General features: G+C 39.1%; 14 protein-coding genes. 8 read left to right on the forward strand and 6 right to left on the reverse strand.

All coding sequences use genetic code 11. The features are described from left to right. Positions 1-11: 11 nt before the first annotated feature. A complete protein-coding gene (locus tag G7058_RS10765; protein ID WP_166063516.1) occupies positions 12-338 on the reverse strand; it encodes a PadR family transcriptional regulator in 327 nt (108 codons plus the stop codon). A 172-nt stretch (positions 339-510) separates the two neighbouring features. On the opposite strand from G7058_RS10765, the gene G7058_RS10770 reads away from it, so the two are divergent. Genes G7058_RS10770 through G7058_RS10780 form a run of 3 tightly spaced genes read left to right on the forward strand, consistent with a single transcriptional unit; the run spans position 511 to position 3520 of the window. Next, on the forward strand, positions 511-1191 hold the full coding sequence (locus G7058_RS10770) for a metal-dependent hydrolase (RefSeq protein WP_166063517.1): 681 nt from the start codon (positions 511-513) through the stop codon (positions 1189-1191). Between the two features lie 27 nt (positions 1192-1218). Then, positions 1219-2544, forward strand: a complete 1326-nt coding sequence (locus G7058_RS10775; RefSeq protein WP_166063518.1) for a DRTGG domain-containing protein — start codon at positions 1219-1221, stop codon at positions 2542-2544. Positions 2545-2557: 13 nt separating this feature from the next. Then, positions 2558-3520, forward strand: a complete 963-nt coding sequence (locus G7058_RS10780) for a DHH family phosphoesterase (RefSeq protein ID WP_166063520.1) — start codon at positions 2558-2560, stop codon at positions 3518-3520. A gap of 193 nt (positions 3521-3713) precedes the next feature. Here G7058_RS10780 and zwf read toward each other — a convergent pair whose 3' ends face one another. Continuing rightward, the gene (gene zwf, locus G7058_RS10785; protein ID WP_166063521.1) at positions 3714-5207 is read right to left on the reverse strand and encodes a glucose-6-phosphate dehydrogenase; all 1494 of its coding nucleotides are present in this window, start codon (positions 5205-5207) and stop codon (positions 3714-3716) included. Between the two features lie 120 nt (positions 5208-5327). Here zwf and G7058_RS10790 point away from each other — a divergent pair, with 120 nt between their 5' ends. Next, positions 5328-6644, forward strand: coding sequence for a DEAD/DEAH box helicase (locus G7058_RS10790; protein WP_166063522.1), 1317 nt, complete (start codon positions 5328-5330; stop codon positions 6642-6644). Between the two features lie 56 nt (positions 6645-6700). On the opposite strand, the gene G7058_RS10795 is transcribed toward G7058_RS10790, so the two are convergent. Beyond that, complete coding sequence (locus G7058_RS10795; protein ID WP_166063523.1) at positions 6701-7483, reverse strand: DUF1189 family protein; 783 nt, start codon at positions 7481-7483, stop codon at positions 6701-6703. Positions 7484-7636: 153 nt separating this feature from the next. Between G7058_RS10795 and G7058_RS10800 the strand changes: the two genes are divergently transcribed. Beyond that, positions 7637-8245, forward strand: coding sequence for a superoxide dismutase (locus tag G7058_RS10800; protein WP_166063524.1), 609 nt, complete (start codon positions 7637-7639; stop codon positions 8243-8245). Positions 8246-8283: 38 nt separating this feature from the next. Here the strand turns inward: G7058_RS10800 and G7058_RS10805 are convergent, their stop codons facing one another. Next, positions 8284-10938, reverse strand: coding sequence for a YfhO family protein (locus G7058_RS10805; RefSeq protein ID WP_166063525.1), 2655 nt, complete (start codon positions 10936-10938; stop codon positions 8284-8286). A 140-nt stretch (positions 10939-11078) separates the two neighbouring features. Between G7058_RS10805 and G7058_RS10810 the strand changes: the two genes are divergently transcribed. Next, positions 11079-13109, forward strand: coding sequence for a penicillin-binding transpeptidase domain-containing protein (locus G7058_RS10810; RefSeq protein ID WP_166063526.1), 2031 nt, complete (start codon positions 11079-11081; stop codon positions 13107-13109). 52 nt (positions 13110-13161) lie between these two features. On the opposite strand, the gene G7058_RS10815 is transcribed toward G7058_RS10810, so the two are convergent. Beyond that, positions 13162-13650 (reverse strand): endolytic transglycosylase MltG, encoded by a 489-nt coding sequence (locus G7058_RS10815; protein WP_166063527.1) that lies wholly within the window; start codon positions 13648-13650, stop codon positions 13162-13164. 15 nt (positions 13651-13665) lie between these two features. Beyond that, complete coding sequence (locus G7058_RS10820; protein WP_166063528.1) at positions 13666-14031, reverse strand: LuxR C-terminal-related transcriptional regulator; 366 nt, start codon at positions 14029-14031, stop codon at positions 13666-13668. 218 nt (positions 14032-14249) lie between these two features. On the opposite strand from G7058_RS10820, the gene rpmG reads away from it, so the two are divergent. Together rpmG and G7058_RS10830 are read left to right on the forward strand one after the other, a co-directional pair. Beyond that, positions 14250-14399 (forward strand): 50S ribosomal protein L33, encoded by a 150-nt coding sequence (gene rpmG, locus G7058_RS10825; RefSeq protein WP_166063529.1) that lies wholly within the window; start codon positions 14250-14252, stop codon positions 14397-14399. Between the two features lie 50 nt (positions 14400-14449). Continuing rightward, positions 14450-15001 (forward strand): 5-formyltetrahydrofolate cyclo-ligase, encoded by a 552-nt coding sequence (locus tag G7058_RS10830; protein ID WP_166063530.1) that lies wholly within the window; start codon positions 14450-14452, stop codon positions 14999-15001. Positions 15002-15004: the final 3 nt, after the last annotated feature.

The following is a 15004-nucleotide window of genomic DNA, read 5'->3' on the forward strand; positions in this document are numbered from 1 at the left end:
CTCAGCTCCTCTTATATAAGATTAATAAATTTTTCGACGATAGTTGTTACCTCTGTCCATTCTAATTTCTTTTCTTCCAATATTGCTTTGCCGAGTGGTGTGAGGGTGTAATAGGTTCGTGGTTTACCAAAAGTTTCATTTGATGAATAAGCTTTTATACATTCTTTTTTCTCAAGCCGAGCAAATGCAGAGTACAACGTCGTTTCTTTCATCACGTACTTTCCTTCGGTTAAATCTTTAATCTTACTAGAAATATGATAACCATACGAATCGGATTCAGCCAAAATTGATAAAATGATTAAATCGTTAAAGCCGCGCATCACATCACTTGTAACCAAACTACTCACCTCTCTTTACTTCACCTGTCGTTGTAATTAGAGTGTAGCACGTTTACTACGACAGGTAAAGTAATAAATAAATATTATTGTTTGAGTTTCGTTGTTTTAATGGTACGATAAGAACAGAATATAACAGTTAAAAGAAACAGATGATACAGGAAGGAAGAGTGTAATGAAGATATCATGGCATGGACAATCTTGTGTACAGATAGTAACGAATGAAGGCAAAAAAATTATTATTGATCCTTTTATTACTGGAAATCCATTGAGTGATTTGGATGCTGATACAATTGAAAGCGATGTAATAATTGTGACGCACGGTCATTCCGACCATATTGGTGACACCGAAGCAATAGCTAAACGTACAAATGCCTTAATCATTTCCACTGTTGAAATAGCGGACTATTTCGCAGAGCGGGGTTTAGAAACGCATGGTATGCAACCGGGTGGCGGTTATCAGTTTGATTTTGGTTATATTAAGTTAACGCCTGCCATACATGGATCCACTTATTCAAGTGACGGAGTGGCTATAACATTAGGTATCGCAGCCGGGGTACTGTTGCATATAAATGAAAAAACAATCTATCATGCAGGCGATACCGCACTATTTTCGGATATGAAACTAATCGGTGAAACATTTCCAATTGATGTTGCCTTTTTACCTATTGGTGATAATTATACAATGGGACCCAAGGATGCAGCTCGAGCAGTGCAGTTCTTAAATCCGAAAGTAGCAGTACCTGTTCACTACAATACATTTCCTTTAATCGAGCAAAATCCTGAAGACTTTACATCTTTACTGAAAGACGGTCAGGGACTTGCTCTTAATGTGGGAGAGTCAATAAAAATATAGAATGATTATGATGTGTGAGGGATCTCAATGGCAACTAAACATGAACAAATAATTCAATATATTGAATCGATGCCGGTAGGCGAGAAACTTTCTGTTAGAACGATAGCCAAGAATATGGGTATGTCAGAGGGGACAGCGTATCGCGCCATTAAGGAAGCAGAAAATAATGGGTTGGTTTCGACGATTGAACGGGTCGGAACAATTAGAATTGAAAGAAAGAATAAAGGAAATATTGAAACACTATCCTTTGGGCAAATCTCGAATATTATTGAAGGTGATATTTTGGGTGGGCGTAAAGGGTTGGATAAAACGTTAAGTAAGTTTATCATTGGTGCGATGCAAAAAGATGCGATTGATCGCTATATCAGCCCAGGATCTTTAATGATTGTCGGGAACCGGAATGATATTCAGAGATATGCATTGGAAAATGGGGCCGCGGTATTAATTACCGGTGGTTTTGAAACAGATGATGAAATCCTTAAATTGGCTGACAAAGTGGAGATGCCTATTTTAAGAACGACTTATGATACTTTCACAGTCGCAACAATGATTAACCGAGCGATGACGGACCAATTAATCAAGAAAGAAATTATGCTTGTAGGTGACATTTATACGCGTTTAGAAGAGACACGTTACCTCAAAATAGACGATACCATTTTGGACTATCGTAAATTAAACGCAGAGAGCAAGCATTCACGTTTCCCGGTAGTGAATCATAATATGCGGTTAGTGGGTGTGATTACCGCGAAAGACACACTCGGAAAGGCCGATTCTATTACGATGGAGCGGGTGATGACCAAAGATCCAATTATCGCGAAAGAACATATGAGTGTGGCCAGTATTGCGCACCGTATGATTTGGGATGGCTATGAAGTAATGCCGGTCGTGAGAGATAACTTACAATTGTTGGGGATTATTTCCAGACAAGATGTCATGAAGGCAATGCAGCTGGCGCAACGTCAACCGCAAGTCGGCAATACGATTGAGGATCAAATTTTAGAGGGCTTGGAATTAGTTCATTCTTCGGTGGATGAAAAGGGAATGCCGTACTATCAATTCCAAGTTACGCCGCAAATGACGAATAATTTAGGGACTGTTTCTTTTGGCGTTTTGTGCGAAGTTATTTCAAGTGTTGGCAAAAAAGTTTTATTCCAATTTCAAAAAAGAAATGCTGTTATTGAGCAAATGGATGTGCATCATTTTAAAATGATACAAATTGATAGTATTATTGAGATCCGTACTTCCGTTTTTGAAGTAGGGCGCCGCTCATCCAAGTTGGATGTGGAGGTCTACCTCGAAAATTCGATTGTGGCCAAAGCAATCGTCGTTTGCCAAATGATGGAACGTACTTAGGAGGAGAGATTTTTTGATTACTGAATTATATGAAGAGATTTACGCAAAAATAGTGGAGAACGATACAATTATTATCCATCGTCATGTTCGTCCCGATCCGGATGCTCTGGGGTCGCAATTAGGACTAAAAGAACTTATTCAAAATCGTTTTCCTGAGAAAAAAGTATTTGCTGTCGGTGCAGATGTTGAGAGTCTGAACTTTATGGGTGTCATGGATGAAGTTGCTTCAGAACAATATGAAGAAGCGTTGGTCATTGTGACAGATACAGCGAATCGCCCACGAATAGATGACAAGCGCTATACAAAAGGGCAGACACTCATCAAAATTGACCATCATCCGAATGACGATGTATATGGAGATGTTAGCCTGGTAGATACGAATGCGAGTAGTTGTAGTGAGATTATTGCCGACTTCTCTGTCTATTTAGATAATCGTCTGCCTTTAACTGCTGAAGCTGCACGGTTATTGTATGGCGGGATTATCGGAGATACTGGTCGTTTTCTTTACCCAGCAACGACGGCGCATACAATGCGAATCGTTGCCAAATTAATGGAACATGATTTCTCTGCTTCCGAAATGGGACAACTCATGAACACAAATTCCAAGAAGGTTGCGAACTTATCCGGCTATGTCCTGCAAAATATTGAAGTGAATGATTTGGGTGTTGCTCATATCATTTTGACACAAGAAGTTCTTCAACAGTTTGATGCAGAAGACAGTGATACAGCGCCGGTCGTTTCATTACCGGGAACGATTGAGGGCATCATTTGTTGGGGGATATTTGTAGAACAAACAACAGGTACATTCCGTTGTCGTTTACGTTCCAAGGGTCCTGTAATTAATGAAGTGGCGAAACGCCATGGAGGCGGGGGTCATCCCTTGGCAAGCGGTGCTAATGCGGCCGATTACAGTGAGATTGAAGAAATTATTGCAGAATTCGATGAAGCGGTAATTGAATGGCAAAAAGAAAAATAAGCCAATAAAAAAAGAGCTCAAATTGAGCTCTTTTTTTATTGCTGACTGCGCACTCAAACTTAAAATCCATTTTGAGTGCGTGGGTTCAAGGTCAAATTGCGCACTCAAAGTGGAAATTCTTTCCGAGTGCGCAATTATTAAGAGCTATTTCTGCTCAAAAAAAGGCGAGACACAACGTCTCACCTCCAAAGTATTAGTCTTTTTTGTACTTGGTTGACCAGTTAAATTCAATCCAGTCAAAGTTGTCACGCGCCAATAAGTCATAACTTTCTTTAGGTCCCATTGAGCCACTTTCGTAATCGAAAATGTAGTTTTCTTCGTCATCCCACGCATTACGAATCTGGTCAATAAACCGCCATGATTGTTCGACTTCTTTCCAGTGTGTGAAGTTGGTCGGATCACCATTTAAAGAGTCCAACAGCAGACGCTCGTAAGCTTCTGGACTGTTCGCACTTGTTTGCTCATCAAGAATTTGATGCATCCGGATATTTTTCATTTCTGTTCCTTGACCGACACGTTTCGTATTTAAACGTAACGAGAAGCCTTCGAGTGGAGAAATATGAATGGTTAAAATATTCGGTTGGGCAACTTCTTCCACACCTTCAGTAGGGAAGAGGTTCATTGAAACGTGCTTAAATTGGATATGGATGTACGTATCTTTTTGAGACATACGCTTACCCGTTCTAATATAAAACGGAACGCCGGCCCAACGGAAGTTATCAACCATAATCTTACCAGCTACAAATGTTTCTGTATTTGATTCCGGATTAACATTTGGTTCATCCGTATAGCCAACTTGCTCGTTACCGGCAACATATTGGCCGCGGACAAAGTTATCTAACACATCTTGTTTATTTTCATACAAACGTAAAGAACGTAAGGCTTTAATTTTTTCATTACGAACATCATTACCATCTAATGATAAGGGTGGTTCCATGACTAAAAGGGCGACAATTTGAAGCACATGGTTTTGAACCATGTCACGCAAAGCACCTGTATGATCGTAATAATCGCCACGGTCCTCGACACCAACTGTTTCAGACAATGTAATTTGGACATTATCGATATACTTGTTGTTCCATAAAGCTTCGAAAATCATATTTGAAAAACGAACCGCAGAAATATTTTGAATCATTTCTTTACCTAAGTAATGATCGATTCGATAAATTTGATCCTCTGAGAATGAACGAGCAAGTTGTTCGTTTAATTCTGTAGCGGACTGTAAATCGTGTCCGAATGGTTTTTCGATAATAAGACGATTGAAACCATTATCAGTAATCAAATGATTGGATTTTAGCATATCTCCGATGACACCGAAAAATTGTGGTGCCATAGCCAAGTAAAAGATACGATTACCATTTATAGTGTATTTTTCATCTAATGTTTCAGAAAGTTTCTTCAACTCGACATAGTGTGCGGCATCATTGACGTTATGAGAAATATAGTAGAAGTGAGAAGTGAATTCTGTCAACTCTTCCTCGTTCTCAACTATATCTTTGACGGAATCTGCAACAACTTCACGGAAGTACGTGTCGGTCCACTCACGTCGTGCTGTACCGATGACAGCAAAGTTTTTTTGTATGTAACCTTTTTTAAATAATCGGAATAAAGATGGGTATAGTTTGCGGTGGGCTAGGTCCCCAGTTGCACCAAATATGGTGAACAAAGCGCTGATCTCGGTATTCATTAGAAACCTCCTCGATTTATTTGCAAATGTTCATTTATCTATTATACTATTATCATTTTTTAACTGCAACAGGTTTGTGCTATAATGGCATGTAACAACAAGAGAGACAAGAGGTGTACAATGAAATTCGAAGAACTAAATCTGAATCCTTTCATTCTAAAAGCAATAGATGATCTAGGATTCGTTGAGCCAACAGAGATTCAAAAGCAGATTATTCCTATTATCCAAGCGAATAAAAACGTTGTCGGTAAATCACAAACGGGTTCTGGAAAGAGCCACAGCTTTTTACTGCCATTATTAAATCAAGTGGATCCATCCAATCAAGAAACACAAATCGTTATTACGACGCCAAGTCGTGAGTTAGCAGAGCAGTTGTACCAAGTTGCAACGCAGCTAGTGACGTATTCACCTGACGAAATTCGTATTTCCAATTTTGTAGGGGGAACAGATAAACAACGTCAGATTAACAAACTATCGCAACAACAATCACACGTGGTTATTGGAACACCGGGTCGTATTTTGGATTTAGTGAATGAACAAGTACTAAAAATTCATACAACCAAAGCATTCGTAGTCGATGAAGCGGATATGACTTTAGACATGGGATTCTTGCATGATGTGGATCAAATTGCCGGACGGATGCCAAAACATTTACAAATGTTGGTATTCTCAGCAACGATTCCACAAAAACTACAACCGTTTTTGAAAAAGTATATGGAAAATCCTGAAATCATCAACTTGGAACCAAAACAAATTGTAGCAGCATCTATTTCTAATTACTTGTTAGCAACGAAGAGTGGAAATAAAATGGATGTTCTGGACCGTGCTTTGTCTATTGGTCAGCCATACTTTACACTTATTTTCGCTAACACGAAACAAAAAGTAGACGAAATCGCGCATGAATTGCGTGGCCGGAATTATGAAGTAGCCGTTTTGCACGGTGATATTCCAGCTCGTGAAAGAAAACGTATCATGAGACGTGTCCACAATATGGATTTCCAATACATGGTTGCAACTGATTTAGCAGCACGTGGTATCGATATTGAAGGTGTTTCGCACGTTATCAACTATGAAATTCCGAAAGACACAGAATTTTTTGTTCATAGAATTGGTCGTACGGGACGTAAGAATTTACCGGGAACAGCTATTACACTGTATGGTCCCGATGAATTAGAAAGTGTGGAAGCATTAGAGAAAGTTGGAATAAAATTCCAACCAGTCGTTATGAAAGACGGTGGATTTGTCGAAACAGATGACAGAAGAAACCGCGAAAAACGGAACTCTAAGAATGCCGCTGAAGTTGACCCACGTATCAAAGGAATGGTTAACAAAGCGAAGAAAAAAGTAAAACCTGGCTATAAACGCCGCCTGAATGAGCAAATTAAGCGACAAGTCAGAAAGAACAAAGGCTCAGATGGTAACCGTAAAAAACGTTAAACAAAACTGAAAGAGGTTGGGATTAATTGATCCCAACCTCTTTCTATCGTATGCAATTAGAGCCGCGTGACGTGCGTGATGATGCCTTTGTAATAGATATAGGCAGTAATACCAGCTATCAATGCAGTTTGAGCGGCCGGGTAAACACCAATTATGTTAAGAATCGACATAATGAGAGTAGGCATGAAAGAGGCAACTAAAACAAGCTTAAAGTTCTGAGCAAAAGGAAGACGGACTCGGAACAGAAGTGATAAAATGTTTACGAATAAAGCCATAATGACTAGCTGTAGAAGGCCATCAACCAGTCCAACTAAGAGGCTTACAATTACCATCGGAATGAGTGTCAGCGCACTTAGCGAGCCAAAATCAGTCATCATCGCCTTCAAAGAAACATCGGTAAGACCTTCTAATAAATCGTAAGATAAATCAAAATCGGTAGCAGGAGTTGCAACTTTCAACTGGGAATCACCCATTAGAAAGGATAAGGGAGCACGTTTAATTGCCCGTTCAATCGTCAAAGAATCCGGCGCGTTTTCGGCATAAATCACGAGGTTAGCGGTGTCGGTTTTTACTAAAACGGACTGTTCAAGCTGATCTGCAAGAACTAATTTTCCATTTTCAATCACTAATTCGGGAATGCGTTCTGAAATAATTTGCATGTCAATTGCAATAGTTTCCAAAGTTTGCAAACTTGCTTTCAAATAAGGTGCGCCTATAATCATTCCGAATAGGACGAAAACGATTGTGGCTTTCTTTTTGGCAAGGGTAGTGACCCGCCAAAGATTCTCCGGGAACATAAAGACATCCCAGATTAATTTAAATATGAAAATAATAATCACACTCTTCTCTAAAAAATATAAATATAGCTTAGCGAAAAATACAAAAAAACGCAATCAGACAATTTTTTCAAGCAATAACTTTGTATTCTTCGAATTCAAATGGTACCATTAAGCTATCAGAATTAAATACAACATTACTGGGAGGAATTTTTAATGGCTTTTACATTACCAGAATTACCATATGCACATGATGCTCTTGTTCCACATATCGACGAGGAGACAATGCATTTACACCATGGCAAACACCATGCAACTTACGTGAGTAACGCAAACGCAGCTTTGGAGAAACATCCAGAACTAGCAGATAAGACAGTTGAAGAACTACTTGCTGACTTAAACGCTGTTCCTGAAGATATTCGTACAGCAATCCGTAACAATGCTGGTGGACATGCTAACCACTCACTATTCTGGGAAATCCTTTCTCCAAATGGTGGTGGCGAACCAACAGGTGAAATTAAAGAAGCGATTGAATCTGCTTTCGGCAGCTTTGAAGATTTCAAATCACAATTCGCTACTGCAGCAACGGGTCGTTTCGGATCAGGTTGGGCATGGTTAGTTGTTAACGATGGTAAGGTAGAAATTACTTCTACTCCTAACCAAGATAGCCCACTATCTGAAGGGAAAACACCAGTATTAGGCTTAGATGTTTGGGAACACGCATATTACCTAAATTACAAAAACGTTCGTGCTGACTATATTGCAGCATTCTGGAACCTTGTAAACTGGGATGAAGTGAACAAACGTTTTGCAGCTGCAAAATAAGTTCATAACTGAATAGTAACAAATCAAAAAGAGGCGGATCAGTGATCCTGCCTCTTTTTCTTGTCGATTAAGTAAAGGATACATGCAGAAAACAGCGATGTAAAAATGCCAATAGTCAGATAAGGTGTACGGTATGAAAGTGTGATTCGATGCTCGCCGGAAGTGATGTCCGTGGCCAATAAGCCGTCCAGAACCGGGAAAGTATCAACTGCTTTACCGTCAATTTCGATTGTCCATCCTTCCGAATAAGGAATAGATAGCATAAATATATCGGTATTATCCGTGACTGTAATCCGCCCATCAATTTTCGTCTGGCTGAAGGAATCAATTACCATTTGCCGATTAGCCATTTCATTCATCAACGAATTGAATTGGGTGAGGTTGAAGCGATAGAGATTTAAATCGCGAATGGTCAGCATTTCTTCTAGTAATTCAAAAGAAAATTCAACGGACTGGTTAGCAGTTCCACTCGCAAGATTGAAGACTTGATCCGTTCGATACGATTTATAGTAAGGGAAGCTTTCGCCGTTCAATCTAAAGTGAGTGTTGTCTTCATCGATTCGAGAGTCAACGACCATATAGTACGGCGCATCGCTCTTTGTTAAGAATTGGAAATCAATATAGGCCGGCTTGTCTTTGTCTGCCTTGGTATAGGTTTTGTTAAGAGCAGCGTTTTCGTTCGGACTTATATTTTGCGTTACCACTGTTTGGATATTTTCGACTAGATAAAAAGGCTCTGCAAAGGTATTCCGCGATAACGCACGTAAAATTTTCTCTTGATTAGCGATTGGCTCATCATCAACTAAGACGACTGACTTCATCTTATTAGGAGCTGTGAAGCCTAAGGAGAAGGCATTCGTATTTTCATAAACACTTGTTCGAAATGTCTCGTTTATTTTTTGATAATGGACTAAATCTGGGCGAAAAGCATTCGGACGAATATGATAATTTTCACTATTTTTCGTAAATTCTTCAGACATGACGTTATTATCGCCATAATACTTGATTCCGAAAAATGCATCTGTGAATAATGTGCCGGTTGAGTAGGAAATAACAAAACTACTTTCAGGAAAACCAAGGCGTCCAAAAAGCGTAGGAACTTCCGTCTCAAAAGTCGAGCTAAAATGTGAGGCACTCGGATAATTTGCTTGAAAGCTATCATTTTTAGAGCGTTGAAAGGTTTTCTCGATTCGATAGAACTCATTTTCTTGCGGTCGAATCGGCTCTATGAAATCATCCAAAACCGTTTGGTAATTATTAAATGGAGCCATATCAACATAACCCAAACGCGCTAAATCGATTGTAGCGTTGGCGCTCATTTCAACTACCGCGATAGTAACCAACGTGTAAGGAAGCCAGCGATATTTCATATCTTTCAATAATAATAAGACCAGAACCAATACCAATAAGAGAGTGGTTACCAATACTTGGATTGGTTCAAGAAATGAGAAATCTTGCTCCAATACATACAGAGCACTCGCTGTTTGCAAAACGAGTAGCGTCACTGCGAACCACAAGGGAATCGCTTTTGATTTATTTAAGCTACGGAAACCATTCAGAATAAAAAAGAAACATACGACAAATGAAAAGCGATACGGGTACCAAGCCGGGTTCTGAAAAGCATGCCATACTTTATTTAAAATATCGACATTCATGGAAATAATGAAGATGCCGGTGATAATAAATGCAGTCGCTCTTTCTTTCCAGTGAAATTGACGATTGAAGAAATAATAAAGAAAACTAACCAAAGCAATCGTCCCGATAAAAATATTTGGAAGACCAGAAGGCAACTGATCAAAATCAAAGGCACCTAAATATGTTTTCGATAAGATATCTGGAAAGGAATACTTAAACTTCCAATCCAATATCTGACTCGTATGCGCTGCTTTGCCACCTAATAGAGAAACGAAGTTTGGTATTAAGGAAAATGCAGCCATCCCCCCGCCGAGCAAAGAATAGCCTGCAAATTTTAAAAAACGATTCCCGAAAAAGGCCCATTTCTGTTTTTTTGAATAATCTTTAGTCAGATTTTGTTTGGCTAATGCAAAGAAGAAATATAGAACAAGGAAAAGACAAATCATATAGGTAAGATAATATTGTGAGAATAATGCAAGGGCGAGCATGATACTATAAAAATAACCTTTTTTACCAGAAATAATGTTCTCCAGACCCAGGACAATGAGTGGCAAAAAAACGAGGCTGTCGAGCCACATGACATGTAATTGATTGACAATTGTATATCCCATCAATGCGTAAGAAAGTGAGAAAAGAGGGACTAATAAATTTGACCCCTCGAATTTTTTTATTAGTAAATACGCAAAAGAAAGACCAGAAGAAGCAATCTTAATGAGCATCAGCAACATAATACCTACTGGCAAGAAGCGCTGCGGCATAAGTAACATGAGCAGGTTGAAGGGACTGTTCAAATAATAAGACCAGAGACCAACCATTTCGCCCCCAATCCCTTTAGCAAAGGAATAAAATAAGGCTTGCGGTTCATGTAAGAGTGTATGGCGATAATAACTAAAAAAATCAACATACTGTTGAGCTAAGTCAATTGTTAGGAGCGTTTCTTTCCCAAAAGGATAGACGCCCATCGCGATATAGATAATCAACATGATAGTAAACGGTAAGGCAAATGATATGAGCAGTAATTGTTTCTTGCTATATTTTTTATTTTCGTCGGACACCATCAAACGTTCCTCCTCCATAGTTACACTACAGTATAAAATAACATAGTTAAGAAAGTTTTGCATTTACGAGTTGCCGTTGAATTGAAACATCTTTTTGATATAATAGGGTATTGAAATTGGAAGAAACAGGAGTGTGTCTATTGGATAAAAAGAATCGCGAGAGTAATAAGTTTAAGTCGCATATACCGTTTCGGTTGAACCTTCTGTTCTTTATTGTTTTTGTCCTTTTTTCTGCCATAATTGTCCGTCTGGGCTTTTTACAAATTATCAGGGGAGAAGAATTTGAAGCAATTGTCAGGAGAACTGAAACAACAACCATAACGCAAACAGTCCCTCGTGGTCTCATTTATGATCGAAATGGAAATGTACTGGTTGGGAACGAAGCGCAGCATTCTATCACATATACACGTGGTACCAATGACAGTGCCTCTTCAATGGCAGAAACGGCCGTTATCCTAGCAGATATGATTACTGTTGACACAGAAAATATTACGGAACGGGATCGTAAAGACTACTGGGCAGCCGGTAACCGTGAAGAACTTTTAGAACGTTTGACAGAGGAAGAAAAGCTGCTTTCTGGTGCCGAAGTTTATGAGGCGGAGTTAGCGAAGATTACAGCAGAAGACATTTCTTTTTCAGGGAAAGAACTAGTAGCCGCCGCTATCTTCAAAAGTATGAATAGTGCGACGTCTCTTACAACTGTAAACATCAAAAACGTTGACGTAACAGAGCAGGAATTGGCAGTCGTTTCAGAAAACTTAATGAATCTTAAGGGCGTAGAAGTTTCTAAAGACTGGACACGTGTTTATCCGAATGGCGAATTGTTAGCAACCATTTTTGGAGGGGTTACTTCTGAAAAAACGGGGATTCCAACCAATCTGGTTGAAACTTATTTAGCGATGGGTTATGCACGAAACGATCGCGTAGGAAATGCGTACCTCGAACAGCAATATGAAACAGTATTACGTGGAACAAAATCCCGTTATGATACGGTTACGAATCAAGAAGGCGATATTGTTGCGACAACACAGACCTACGAGGGTAAGTCCGGCGATAACTTAGTGTTGACAGTGGATATCAAGTTTCAAAAAGAAATCGAAAAAATTGCGACTGACTTTCTGAATAGCCGTCAGGATTTATGGAACGATCGTGTTTATATCGTAGCACTGGATCCGCGAAACGGTGACGTTATCGGGATGGCAGGCAAGAAGATCGATGTAACCACCGGAGAAATTAGTGATAGTGTTCATGGTGTCTTGAACGAGAACTTTATTGTTGGTTCAAGTATGAAGGGTGCTACGGTGTTAGCAGGATATATGTCAGGTGTTATTGATTTCAATAATAATGTTCTGGTTGATGAGCCGCTAACCTTTAAAGGCCCACTTACAAAAAAATCTCTTTTCAACCCTTCTGGACGTATTGCCGTGAATGATATCCAGGCATTGGAAAAATCTTCGAACACGTATATGATGAAAATCGCAATGATGATTGGTGGACAAAACAGTTATACCTATCTAGAAGAACTATCAATGAAGCGTGATTATACACTTGATGCATTGCGTGGCTATTATGCGCAATTTGGTTTGGGAGTCAGAACGGGGATTGATTTACCGTCTGAATCAACAGGTTTCCTAGGTGTTCCAAATGAATCGGGGCAAGTATTGGATGAGTCATTTGGACAGTTTGATAACTATACACCGATGCAATTAGCACAATATGCGGCTACAATAGCAAGTAAAGGTACGCGCTATGCACCGCGTTTAGTAAAAGAAATTCGTAGAACTGAAAGTGATGGTAGTTTAGGCAAGGTGGAGTTAGTGAAAGAACCATTGATCATGAATCAAGTTAATGTGGATCCAGAGGCATTCGAACGGGTACACAGAGGGTTTTGGGCTGTAACTCATGATGTAGGCAGCCGCTCTTATAACAACTTCGGCAATTACCCTGTTGGGGTTGCCGGTAAAACGGGTTCAGGAGAGTCTTTCTATCAAGGAGAAGTAAAAGAAATAATTAATGAAACGACAACCAATTCTACTTACGTAGCCTTTGCGCCCTATGAGAACCCGGAAATTGCCGTAGCGGTCATTGTACCGTATATTCGCAATGAATCCGTACTTCCGGCCGGAGACCTTGTAAAAGCGACCATGGATGCGTATTTTGGATTTAACTAAGAATAGAGTGAAATAGAGGGGCCGGGAGTAATTTCCCCGGCCCCTCTTGTTTTTATTGAATGGTAATGATAGAAATAATTTCTTGGTATGACATATTTTTTGACAGCTCATATAATCCAAATTGCATTCTGTTTGCTAAATTGTTTTCTTCAATATAAGTTTGGACTTCTTCTGGGTCTTCAATCAGACCGGTTAGGTGCAGGTTCTCGATAACGACTGAAGTTGGTTGTCCTTCTTGAACAACGAAAACGAATGCTTCAGAATCAACAGATTCCTCTTGAGAACTTTCAGACTCAAGCGACTCGGACTCCTGGGAGCTCGTATTTATTTCTTCTTCATCTTCGCTACTTGAAGAAAGTTCTGGTTTTGACTCAGACTCCTTCACTACAAGGGATTCTGCTGATTCTACAGATGACTCAACCGGCATTGGTTTTTCATCTGTGTTTTTTGTTCGAGCAAGTCCACTCACTTGAAAAACAGTCAGGAGTATAGCTGCAAGAAAGAATCCTAAAGCTAGAAAACGTAATTGATCTTTTTTCATGATGATTCCTTTCTCTTACTCACTTTTTAGAGAGTCTTGATGGTTATCGATTTCCAACTCAACGGTTGTTTCAGGCAAATTTAGTTGTTCTGCTATTTCATCAAAGGTTTTACCTTTTTCATATAGAGATAAAATTTGCTGTTTGGTTACGTCGCTCAGTTTTTTGATTGTTAACGGCTGTTCTTCTGTTTCTGTATTTCCTAATGCTTTTTCTAATTGGCTAACACGTGTTTTTAGAATGTGCATTTCTTCTGTCATTTGGAGTGTGAATTCTGCTATTTCTTTCATAACTCCATCATCTTCTTCCTTCACAAAAAATGAAAGCGCCAAAAGAATGATTGCTGCAACAAACAAGATGATGATAATTGGCCATAATTCCATATTTTCACCTCAATTCTGGATGATTAAACCACTCTTAATATTCTAATACGCTAAATAACTTTGTGCAACTGCAAGTTTCCCTTTTTTTTCCTGAGTAATGTGTGTATAATAGTAACAGTTGTGATTAAGCACTGGCTATTTAGCTCGGTAAATGATACAATGCAACGTGCAAGAAGAACTAGTATTCTTCAACTTTTCTATGTTTGGAGGTTAGAAAAATGAGACTTAACATTACTTTAGAATGTACGGAATGTAAAGAACGTAATTATCTTTCTAAGAAAAACAAACGTAACAACCCTGATCGTTTGGAATTGAAGAAATTTTGCCCACGTGAAAGAAAAGTTACTCTTCACCGTGAAGTTAAATAACAACAGGATCTCCTGTTGTTTTTTTAATAGGAAAAGAAAGGGGTTTCTTATTGAAAAATAAAAAAACCATGCGACATATCATGTTGGAAAAATTAAAGAAACTGTCACCTCATGATAGAGAGGTCTTCGATAGTAGCCTGTTAAAGCAGTTGACTGCGAGTGACTTATGGAGGAATAGCAATTCAATAGGAATCACTCTGGCTAATTTCCCTGAGATTGATACAAAACAAATTGTTGAACGTGCTTGGGCAGAAGGGAAACGAGTTTGTATCCCTTACAGTGGGGAAAACCGAAAGTTATCCTTCTATGCTTACACACCCGATACAAAGTTGGAACGAAGTCGTTTTGGTATTATGGAACCAGTAAACCGGACGACAGAAATACCTAAAAATGCGCTTGAGTTACTGATTATACCCGGACTGGTTTATAACCAGGAAGGTTACCGGATTGGCTTTGGTGGCGGTTATTATGACCGTTATCTTGCCGATTATTTAGGTAAAACCTGTGCCATCTTATACCCGTTTCAGTTGGATGAACAAATTGATGTATTAGTCGAATCTTTTGATGTTGCGATACAGAAATTGTTCATTGCTTCTAGATAAATT

Origin of the sequence: Jeotgalibaca porci (assembly GCF_011299095.1) — a bacterium.
GTDB classification, from domain to species: Bacteria; Bacillota; Bacilli; order Lactobacillales; family Aerococcaceae; genus Jeotgalibaca; species Jeotgalibaca porci.

Excerpts from the sequence above, each read along its gene's own strand:
- G7058_RS10770 (WP_166063517.1), top strand. The coding sequence starts at position 511 with ATGAAGATATCATGGCATGGACAATCTTGTGTACAGATAGTAACGAAT.
- G7058_RS10775 (WP_166063518.1), top strand. The coding sequence starts at position 1,219 with ATGGCAACTAAACATGAACAAATAATTCAATATATTGAATCGATGCCG.
- zwf (WP_166063521.1), bottom strand. The coding sequence starts at position 5,207 with ATGAATACCGAGATCAGCGCTTTGTTCACCATATTTGGTGCAACTGGG.
- G7058_RS10790 (WP_166063522.1), top strand. The coding sequence starts at position 5,328 with ATGAAATTCGAAGAACTAAATCTGAATCCTTTCATTCTAAAAGCAATA.
- G7058_RS10800 (WP_166063524.1), top strand. The coding sequence starts at position 7,637 with ATGGCTTTTACATTACCAGAATTACCATATGCACATGATGCTCTTGTT.
- G7058_RS10805 (WP_166063525.1), bottom strand. The coding sequence starts at position 10,938 with ATGGTGTCCGACGAAAATAAAAAATATAGCAAGAAACAATTACTGCTC.
- G7058_RS10815 (WP_166063527.1), bottom strand. The coding sequence starts at position 13,650 with ATGAAAAAAGATCAATTACGTTTTCTAGCTTTAGGATTCTTTCTTGCA.
- G7058_RS10820 (WP_166063528.1), bottom strand. The coding sequence starts at position 14,031 with ATGGAATTATGGCCAATTATCATCATCTTGTTTGTTGCAGCAATCATT.
- rpmG (WP_166063529.1), top strand. The coding sequence starts at position 14,250 with ATGAGACTTAACATTACTTTAGAATGTACGGAATGTAAAGAACGTAAT.